Raw genomic sequence first — 1,784 nt, forward strand, 5'->3', positions numbered from 1 at the left:
GATAGATCTTTTACTATTTATACTTTATTAGAAAGAGCAATAAGGACTTGTTCGCGCCTTTGAAGCCCACAACAGATCTTCTAGACCTCTGACCTGAAAACATCACAACAAGCTACTCTGAAGCCTTGTAATGAGCATATTGACATATTAATCAAGACACAAGTCAGAAACCTAATGCGATGACCAAATCAAACTTAATACCTGAAATTAAAAAAGCACCAACGCATAATATACATTGGTGCTACGCCTATACCGGCGGCCGGGGTCGAACCGGCACGCCCGTGAGGGCACTGGATTTTGAGTCCAGCGCGTCTGCCAATTCCGCCACGCCGGCATGTTTTAAAGGTACTCACCGTACAAATGGATATGCAGGATAACAAGTACTAGGTTATTATACTATTTATTACTCTCAAGCTCAAGAGAATAATAACTGGGGTAGCTGGATTCGAACCAACGCATGAGGGAGTCAAAGTCCCTTGCCTTACCGCTTGGCTATACCCCAATAAGAGGGCGAACGATGGGAATCGAACCCACGAATGCCGGAGCCACAATCCGGTGCGTTAACCACTTCGCCACGATCGCCATGATGAAATTTTCAAATAAAAAACTAAGATGAGATTACGCATCTTAGTTAATACCGGCGGCCGGGGTCGAACCGGCACGCCCGTGAGGGCACTGGATTTTGAGTCCAGCGCGTCTGCCAATTCCGCCACGCCGGCATGTTAGTAAACGAGTACTAAGGCGGTAACCGGATTTGAACCGGTGATGAAGGTTTTGCAGACCTCTGCCTTACCACTTGGCTATACCGCCATATAAAGTTTTAATTCTTACTTAAACATTAGTTAAGTAACTGGGGTAGCTGGATTCGAACCAACGCATGAGGGAGTCAAAGTCCCTTGCCTTACCGCTTGGCTATACCCCAATAAAAAAGGGCGAACGATGGGAATCGAACCCACGAATGCCGGAGCCACAATCCGGTGCGTTAACCACTTCGCCACGATCGCCATAATAAAACAGGGGCAGCAGGAATTGAACCCACACTAACGGTTTTGGAGACCGCTGTTCTACCTTTAAACTATGCCCCTAAAAAGAAAAATGGAGGAGAGTGGATTCGAACCACTGAACCCTAAGGAACGGATTTACAGTCCGTCGCGTTTAGCCACTTCGCTACTCCTCCATGGTGGCGCGGGACAGAATCGAACTGCCGACACACGGAGCTTCAATCCGTTGCTCTACCAACTGAGCTACCGCGCCATAATGAATAGTTTAAATTATTTTAATTAAATGGCGGTCCCGACGGGATTTGAACCCGCGATCTCCTGCGTGACAGGCAGGCATGTTAACCCCTACACCACGGAACCGAATGGGGGTTAACGGGTTCGAACCGCTGACCCTCTGCTTGTAAGGCAGATGCTCTCCCAGCTGAGCTAAACCCCCATATTTAATTAAATGACCCGTACGGGAATCGAACCCGTGTTACCGCCGTGAAAGGGCGGTGTCTTAACCGCTTGACCAACGGGCCAAAATATTTTGAAACGGAGAGTAAGGGATTCGAACCCTTGAGACAGGATTACCCGCCTACATGATTTCCAATCATGCTCCTTCGGCCGCTCGGACAACTCTCCAAGACTGGAGCATAAAAGCCCAATACCCTTGTTTTCTCTTACGAGAACTCCGGCAGTAGGACTCGAACCTACGACATCATGATTAACAGTCATGCGCTACTACCAACTGAGCTATGCCGGAATAAAATACGCGTGGCGGCGTCCTACTCTCACAAAGGG

At 48.3% G+C, this 1,784-nt stretch carries 15 tRNA genes; all 15 read right to left on the reverse strand.

The features are described 5' to 3' along the window. Positions 1–250: 250 nt before the first annotated feature. A tRNA-Leu gene (locus JZO70_RS22225) sits at positions 251–334 on the reverse strand. Between the two features lie 96 nt (positions 335–430). Continuing rightward, a tRNA-Gln gene (locus JZO70_RS22230) sits at positions 431–502 on the reverse strand. A 7-nt stretch (positions 503–509) separates the two neighbouring features. Further along, positions 510–582 (reverse strand) — tRNA-His (locus JZO70_RS22235). A gap of 53 nt (positions 583–635) precedes the next feature. Continuing rightward, positions 636–719, reverse strand: a tRNA-Leu gene (locus tag JZO70_RS22240). A 20-nt stretch (positions 720–739) separates the two neighbouring features. Beyond that, positions 740–810 (reverse strand) — tRNA-Cys (locus JZO70_RS22245). A 40-nt stretch (positions 811–850) separates the two neighbouring features. Next, positions 851–922 (reverse strand) — tRNA-Gln (locus JZO70_RS22250). A 9-nt stretch (positions 923–931) separates the two neighbouring features. Further along, a tRNA-His gene (locus tag JZO70_RS22255) sits at positions 932–1,004 on the reverse strand. 10 nt (positions 1,005–1,014) lie between these two features. Continuing rightward, positions 1,015–1,085, reverse strand: a tRNA-Trp gene (locus tag JZO70_RS22260). A gap of 11 nt (positions 1,086–1,096) precedes the next feature. Continuing rightward, positions 1,097–1,177, reverse strand: a tRNA-Tyr gene (locus JZO70_RS22265). Between the two features lies 1 nt (position 1,178). Beyond that, a tRNA-Phe gene (locus JZO70_RS22270) sits at positions 1,179–1,254 on the reverse strand. Between the two features lie 31 nt (positions 1,255–1,285). After that, positions 1,286–1,361 (reverse strand) — tRNA-Asp (locus JZO70_RS22275). Positions 1,362–1,364: 3 nt separating this feature from the next. Next, positions 1,365–1,437, reverse strand: a tRNA-Val gene (locus JZO70_RS22280). A 13-nt stretch (positions 1,438–1,450) separates the two neighbouring features. Next, a tRNA-Glu gene (locus JZO70_RS22285) sits at positions 1,451–1,522 on the reverse strand. A 14-nt stretch (positions 1,523–1,536) separates the two neighbouring features. Continuing rightward, positions 1,537–1,625, reverse strand: a tRNA-Ser gene (locus JZO70_RS22290). Between the two features lie 47 nt (positions 1,626–1,672). Further along, positions 1,673–1,746: transfer RNA gene (locus JZO70_RS22295), tRNA-Asn, on the reverse strand. Positions 1,747–1,784: the final 38 nt, after the last annotated feature.

The sequence above is a fragment of the Candidatus Enterococcus moelleringii genome, assembly GCF_017377575.1.
GTDB lineage: Bacteria > Bacillota > Bacilli > Lactobacillales > Enterococcaceae > Enterococcus_A > Enterococcus_A moelleringii.